This is a genomic window from Lactobacillus sp. ESL0679, assembly GCF_029433515.1.
Taxonomy (GTDB): domain Bacteria; phylum Bacillota; class Bacilli; order Lactobacillales; family Lactobacillaceae; genus Lactobacillus.
Map to the genome: position 1 here is coordinate 624388 of NZ_JAQTIG010000001.1, position 6013 is coordinate 630400.

Annotated in this window: 4 protein-coding genes; 3 read left to right on the plus strand and 1 reads right to left on the minus strand. The window is 40.1% G+C overall.

The features are described from left to right. The first annotated feature begins 17 nt into the window (after window positions 1–17). The gene (locus PT287_RS03040) at window positions 18–845 is read left to right on the plus strand and encodes an exodeoxyribonuclease III (RefSeq protein WP_277132434.1); all 828 of its coding nucleotides are present in this window, start codon (window positions 18–20) and stop codon (window positions 843–845) included. 325 nt (window positions 846–1170) lie between these two features. Next, complete coding sequence (locus tag PT287_RS03045) at window positions 1171–4011, plus strand: DEAD/DEAH box helicase (protein WP_277132436.1); 2841 nt, start codon at window positions 1171–1173, stop codon at window positions 4009–4011. 41 nt (window positions 4012–4052) lie between these two features. Here the strand turns inward: PT287_RS03045 and PT287_RS03050 are convergent, their stop codons facing one another. Then, complete coding sequence (locus PT287_RS03050; protein WP_348635267.1) at window positions 4053–5066, minus strand: serine hydrolase domain-containing protein; 1014 nt, start codon at window positions 5064–5066, stop codon at window positions 4053–4055. A gap of 266 nt (window positions 5067–5332) precedes the next feature. Here PT287_RS03050 and PT287_RS03055 point away from each other — a divergent pair, with 266 nt between their 5' ends. Beyond that, window positions 5333–5746 carry a peptide deformylase gene (locus PT287_RS03055; protein ID WP_277132440.1) on the plus strand — a complete coding sequence of 138 codons (414 nt, stop codon included), beginning with the start codon at window positions 5333–5335 and terminating at the stop codon, window positions 5744–5746. Window positions 5747–6013: the final 267 nt, after the last annotated feature.

Consider the following 6013-nt stretch of genomic DNA (forward strand, 5'->3'; position numbering starts at 1 on the left):
ATAAAAAGGAGAATAAAATGATCTTAATTTCGTGGAATATTGACTCACTGAATGCAGCTTTAACAGGGACTTCCGCACGAGCTGAAGAAACGCGGAAAGTTTTGACCAAAATCCATGATCAAAATCCGGATGTGATTGCAATTCAAGAGACTAAATTGCGTGCAACTGGTCCCACTAAGAAGCATCAGGAAGTTTTGGCAGCGCAGTTTCCTGAATACGATTATGTGTGGCGGTCATCTGAAGAACCCGCACGCAAGGGCTATGCCGGCACAATGTATTTATACAAAAAGGACTTAGCGCCAAAGGCGACTTATCCAGAAATTGGTGCACCAGAACCGATGGATCAGGAAGGTCGAATTATTACGCTGGAGTTTCCTGAATTTTTTGTGACGCAAGTTTATACGCCTAATTCCGGTAGTGGCTTGAAGCGGCTTGATGAGCGACAAATTTGGGATGAAAAGTACGTTGCTTATTTGCAAAAGTTGGATCAGGAAAAGCCAGTTTTGGCAAGTGGTGACTACAATGTTGCCCATACGGAAATTGACTTGAAGCATCCCGATAATAACCATCATTCTGCTGGTTTTACTGATGAAGAACGAGTTGATTTTACTAAGTTACTTGATGCTGGTTTTACCGACACCTTTAGAAAAGTTAACGGTAATATCGAAGGCGTCTATTCATGGTGGGCTCAACGTGTTCGAACAGCTAAGGCGAATAACTCTGGCTGGCGGATTGACTACTGGATTACAAGTAATCGCATCGCTGACAAGGTAGAGCGTTCAGAAATGCTCGATACGGGTGCTCGAGCTGACCACTGCCCAATTTTGTTAGAGATTAAATTATAAATCTTTCTTACTAATTAAATTTTTGCATAATTTTTGAATATACAAATCAAAAAGCATATACTTATGTAGACTTATTAAAGTCAATTTAAAATTGTAAGGGGGAATTGTTCATGTCATGGATTAACATTGTACAAAATGCATTGGGTATGGCATCCGGTATTTTAGGTAATGTAAGTGACTTCTTTAACGTTTTCCGTTAATTAAGTTCCTGAGAACATCTAGCTTTTAGCGGCTGGATGTTTTTTTGTTTATCGCCAAATCACGCCAAATTTAAAAGGTAGGTTTCGGCTTTTCTTTTGTGTAAAATTAACTTGAGGCGATATTAATGAATGAACCACTGCAAGATGCAATTTTGAATGGCTTATATGACGCGAATTATCCGGGTCATGAACTACTTAGCCCAAAACTACTACAAAATACCAAAAATGATAAGATCTGGCTGACATTACGCCAGGAATTGTTGACGTGTCGTAATTTTACTTGGGCTGTTGCCTTTATTACGCAGGACATGTTAGTGCCTCTTAAGGTTGTGCTGGCTGACTTAGCGGCTAAAGGCATTAAAGGGACAATCATCACTGGCGACTATTTAGCTTTTAATAATCCGCAAGTGTTCCATGAATTAATGAAAATTCCTAATTTAACAGTCAAAATTGCCGCAAATAATGGCTTTCATGCCAAGGGCTACCTGTTTGAGCACGATAACTGGCAAACAATAGTAATCGGCAGCGCTAATTTTACTAGGGCAGCTTTACTCAGCAATTATGAATGGGCGCTAAAAGTTAGCTCACGTGAAAATGCGGCATTGGCGACACAGCTAGCATCCCAACTGCAGCAATTGCAAGAAACTAGTGTGCCGTTAACATCGCAATGGCTGCAAGCATACGAAGCTAACTGGGTTAAACCGGAAAGCAAGTTATTGCCACGAGTAAAGCAGGAGACTTTAATTACGCCTAATCAAATGCAAACGGCAGCGTTAAAAGAATTAAAGGCGCTAGTTGATGCTGGACAAAAGCGCGGCTTAGTTGTTTCGGCAACGGGAACCGGGAAGACTTATCTTGGTGCTTTTGCCGTGAAGGATTTTGCGCCGCGAAAATTTTTGTACGTTGTACACCGCGAGCAGATTGCTAAAAAAGCCCTAGAGAGTTTTTATCAAGTAATCGGTGGGGAGCGTAGTAATTACGGCTTATTGACCGGGCATAAGCATCAGCTTAATTGCCAATATCTGTTTGCGACTGTCCAAACGCTGAGTCAGCCGGAGATGCTGACGAGTTTAGAGCAAGATGAGTTTGATTATATTTTAATTGATGAAGCTCACCGGGCTGCTGCACCTAGCTATCAGCGTGTGTTTGACCACTTTACGCCGAAATTTTGGTTAGGGATGACGGCAACACCGGAAAGAATGGACGATCAGGATGTCTACCAACTGTTTGACTATAATTTAGCCTATGAAATTCGTCTTCGTGATGCATTGGAAGAAAAAATGCTGGCCCCTTTTCATTACGTTGGGGTTGAGGATTATGAAGTTGACGGTGAAAGCATTGATGAAACGACTAATCTGCGTTATTTGGTAGCACCTAAACGTGTTGATTATGTATTAAAGCAGATTAATTATTATGGTTATTGCGGCAATCAGGCACGCGGTTTAGTCTTTTGCAGCCGGCAGGAAGAGGCGCGAGAATTAGCGCAACTGTTTACTGCTAAAGGACATGCAGCGATTGCTTTGACTAATGAAGATAGTGAAGCTAGGCGTGCGCAAGTAGTTAAGCAGCTTGAAACGGGGCAAATCGAATATATTGTAACTGTTGATCTATTTAATGAAGGCATCGATATTCCGTCACTTAATCAGATTGTGATGTTGCGGAATACGCAGTCGAGTATTGTCTTTATTCAGCAGCTAGGACGAGGACTGCGCAAATATCCGGGGAAAGATTATGTAACAGTGATTGATTTTATCGGAAATTATAAAAATAATTACTTGATTCCGATTGCGCTTAATCAAGATTCCAGTCGCAGTCAGGATAAGGCGCGTGAAGAAAGTACACTGCCGGGACTAATTGATGTATCGACGATTAACTTTAGTCGAATTGCTTCGGAAAAGATTTTAGCGTCACTTGATCAGGTTAAACTTGATGGTCTAAAGGAATTGCGGCAGTCCTACAAGGATTTACAAGAAAAAATCGGTCGGCCACCACTACTATTTGACTTTTATCAATATGGCTCGACCTCGCCCGAGGTTTTTGCTAATAATCATAGCCTGCAGCACTATGGGCAGTTTTTAAGTAAAATGGGTGAGACAGTTGAACTTGATAAATATGAAAATGCCGTATTATCGTTTGTGACTAAAGAATTGTTAAACGGCAAGCGGCTACATGAACTGCGCTTATTGCAGTTACTGCTCGCAAAAGGGCAGGTTAATCAGGAAGAATACGAGCAGACATTGCGGCGCGATTATGCTTATGTTGATACAGCAGTGCTAACTTCGGTTGAAGCAATTTTGTCGCTGTCCTTTTTTGATATTAAGCAGGGAAAAACAACCAAAAAGGCGCAATATGGCGACCAAGCGTTAATCATGCGCTCAAATTTATTAGATTATTGCTTGTCCTCGCAACTGCAGCAGGCGTTAAAGGCGAATATGACGTTCAAAAAATTGTTTGTGGATGTGGTTAAGACAGGCTTATTGCTTAACCAAAAATATGATAATCAAGCGCAATTCACGCTTTATCAGCAGTATGATCGCAAGGATGTCTGCCGCTTACTTAACTGGCCCAAAGATGTGTCAGCGCCGATGTATGGCTATCGCGTTGATGAGCGAGAAACGCCAATTTTTATTACTTACCAAAAAGATTCGGCTGAAAAACGCAATGCGGTCTATCATAATACGTTAGAAGATGGACGAAGCTTGCGCTGGTATACGCGCTCGCCGCGGCATCTTGACTCGGATGAAGTGCAGCGCTTGCTTAATTCTCCGCAAATGAAATTGCATCTATTTGTTAAGAAAAGTGATGCAATTGGTAAGCAGTTCTTTTACTTAGGTGAGGCTGAGATTCAAAAAGAAACGGTAAAAGAGGAATTATTGGGACCAAAAAAGAAGGCGGCAGTAGGGATGAATTTGCTATTGAAGCATCCACTGGAAGCCAGAATGTACGAATTATTATTTGCGAAATAAAAAAAGCTTCCATTAAAAGGAAGCTTTTTTAGTTTATTTAACTATCTTGAAACAAATGTATTTGGCTTAAGATGCTGCAAGATGGCGTAACCAACGTCTTTTTCATCGTTTTCACTGTTATCGGTTTGGTTAAGAAACATGACAATTCCGTTTTGATTATCGGTTGTTAGTTGTACCCAAGTGCCAAAATGATTGCCGCTAAGACTGCCATAAGCTAGTTTCAGCGCGTCATTATTTTTAAGGTACATGCCGCCAGAATAAGTGCCTAATTTACTCTTTAGGTGAGTTAGGTAGTTAAAATCATCTTTATTAAGAATTGAGCCATCAGTTAAGCCGACTTGAATCTTATAATATTCTTCCGGTGTTGAGAACAAATTACCGGCGCCAGGAATCTGGGAAGCTAGCGACCGCTTAACATAAGTAGACTTTTGGTAGTTTTTACCGCCATTGGAATAATATGAAATTGGGTCTGTCATGCCACTTGGAATATCTTGGTACAGGTAGGTGCTTTTAAGCCCGAGCTTGTTAACAATCCGATTTTTGAAATTTGTTTCGTAAGACTGACCAGTTAACTGGCGGATAATACCAACCAGCAGGATATAGTTGCTGTTGTTGTACTTGTAAGTTCCAACTGGAGCCGAGGTTGAATTATTAATATTGTTAACGACCCAATTAACGGCGTTATTTTCGGAATAGTTATAACCGCGGTCGATCTCGGTGCTGCTGGCAGTAATTCCGGAAGTATGAGTCAGCAAGTTACCAATAGAAATTTGGTCGGCGTTTTTTAGATTAGGGTACCAGCGAGAAATTTTGGTGTACTGCGAAAAAGCATTGTTGGTATGCAAATTCTCGTTGATTAATTGAATGATCATTGCGCCGGTGATTACCTTTTGCAATGATGCGGTTGGATAAACAACACTATTGTCGCCGTTGCCAATACGTTTACCGTACCAGGCATAGCCATAACTAATTGGTTGCACCTGACCGTTTTTAATCACAGCAACGCTACCGCGCATGTGATGCTGGCGTAATGTGTTTCTGACAAAAGTGTACATGTCATTTTGATTACTGGTAGTAGTTGCCGCTTCAGTTTGACTGGCACTTGCTGTTAGTGGAGCGGTAATGCCTAAGGTTAGAGCCGCCGCTAATGTAATGATTTTATGTTTCAAGATTTAAATTTGCTCCTCTCGAAGATATAGCTGTATTATAAGACGATTATGTTAATAAACGTATGCAAATTTATTAAAATTGTTTAACAATATTAATTACCAATAGAAGTAACAAGTAAATTAATTTTAGATATATGGGGGGGAAAAATAGAATGGCAGTTAAAACGATTATTCATGACACCATGTTTTTAAAGCAAAAAGCGGAACAAGCGACAAAAGAAGATTACCAAGTTGCAATTGATCTGCGCGATACATTAATTGCTAAACGGGAGTCAGCAGCCGGACTTGCAGCTAATATGATTGGTGTTAATAAGAAGATTATTGCTTTTTATATGGGAGATTTACCGATTGTAATGATTAATCCGCAGATAATTGCTAAAAGTGGGCAATATTCTGTCCAAGAGGGATGCCTCTCTTTATTTGGTTTAAGAAAAACTAACCGCTATCAGACAATCACTGTTGAATATCAGAATCTAGATTTTCAGACTCAGAAACAAAGTTTTTCAGGTTTTATTGCAGAAACGATTCAACATGAGGTAGATCATTGTGCTGGAATTCTGATTTGATGAAAAGTTTTTTCACTAAAAAGCATTGATATATCAAGCTTTATTATTATTTCTAAAAAAAGTAGGCAAAAAAGCTTGCAAAAGTAGGAACAAGTTGGTAATATTAATAACTGTCGTCGGGCAAGACAAGTCAAGGCTTGCAAGACCAGGCGGCGAAAAGAAATTAAACATAGGTCTTGACAATAAGAGCTATGTTTAGTAAGATAATAAACGCTGCTGAGGAAAGCGAAACTTCTTCAGCAGGGGGCAGAAAAAAGTTCTTGACAA

Excerpts from the sequence above, each read along its gene's own strand:
- PT287_RS03040 (WP_277132434.1), top strand. The coding sequence starts at position 18 with ATGATCTTAATTTCGTGGAATATTGACTCACTGAATGCAGCTTTAACA.
- PT287_RS03045 (WP_277132436.1), top strand. The coding sequence starts at position 1,171 with ATGAATGAACCACTGCAAGATGCAATTTTGAATGGCTTATATGACGCG.
- PT287_RS03050 (WP_348635267.1), bottom strand. The coding sequence starts at position 5,066 with ATGTACACTTTTGTCAGAAACACATTACGCCAGCATCACATGCGCGGT.
- PT287_RS03055 (WP_277132440.1), top strand. The coding sequence starts at position 5,333 with ATGGCAGTTAAAACGATTATTCATGACACCATGTTTTTAAAGCAAAAA.